Genomic DNA, 1,089 nt, shown 5'->3' with positions numbered 1-1,089 from the left:
TCTTCTTTCTCCATAAAACTGAATCTAGAGGCCAAGCCTTGAGAGTCACACTAGTCAAACTAGTGGCTTACCTGTCAACGAGTTAAAGATGCATTACTCATCGATGACGCTGTTTGTCAAGATAGTTGTCGCATCAACCAACCTACACTAATTATTTAATACCTGATTTTTATCAGGGTTAAGCCAAACCTTTTCAATTCGATTCCAATTACGTGTTTTACCTGTCCAGCGTCTTGGATTGGTCAATCTTGCTTTTTCATACACGGCTTTACGGTTTTCCAAAATAGTGTGGTCTTTGCCTTCATGACGTGCTTGAGGTGTCACAAACTGAATCCCACTATGTCGATGCTCTTGATTGTACCAGGCTACAAAATTTAACACCCAGCCCCTTGCTTGCTCTAAATCGGTAAACCCCTTATAGGGATAATTAGGTCGATATTTGCAGGTTCGAAAAATTGATTCGGCATATGCATTATCATTACTCACTCGGGGACGATTAAATGAACTCACCACACCAAGATTATGCATCGTTTGCAGCATATCGCTACCTTTCATTGGGCTACCATTATCAGAATGAAGCACTAAAGGCTTTGTAGCAATGTCTTCTTTTAAATAGGCTTTTCTCAGTAAAAGCGAGGCATTCTCTGATGACTCTTCTTCATAGATTTCCCACCCTACAATTTTTCGGCTAAACAAATCGAGTATCAAATACAGGTAGTAGTAAAGCCCTTTGGCTGGGCCAGGTAACCACGTAATATCCCAACACCACACTTCATTGGGAGCCATAGCGATATGGGTGGCTAATGGCTTCTTTTCTGGCACTTTACTCCGCCCTCTGTGGTGCTGTTGATTTTCAGCACGTAACAGACGGTACATGGTCGATTCAGAACATAAATAAACACCCTCATCAGCCAAATAAGGCACCACTTGGCTAGGAGGCATACTCGCAAATACAGGGCTATTCATCACCTCAAGCACATGTTTACGCTCTTCTTCTGTCAAGGCATGTGAGGGTAATGAGCGAGTCGCCTCAGGGCGCTGGTCGGCTGTTACTCCACCACCTTCAACCCATCGTTGATAGGTTCTGGC

General features: G+C 43.4%; 1 protein-coding gene. It reads right to left on the bottom strand.

Features of this window, described 5'->3' with window-relative positions; genetic code table 11:
* Positions 1 to 147: 147 nt before the first annotated feature.
* The coding region (locus tag F607_RS32355; protein ID WP_038292721.1) for an IS3 family transposase at positions 148 to 1,089 on the bottom strand (942 nt) is incomplete at its 5' end.

Source organism: Zooshikella ganghwensis DSM 15267 (genome assembly GCF_000428585.1).
In the GTDB taxonomy this organism is placed as follows: domain Bacteria; phylum Pseudomonadota; class Gammaproteobacteria; order Pseudomonadales; family Zooshikellaceae; genus Zooshikella; species Zooshikella ganghwensis.
The sequence above is the reverse complement of the archived record's forward strand: the minus strand, read 5'-3'. Positions and strand labels throughout refer to the sequence as shown.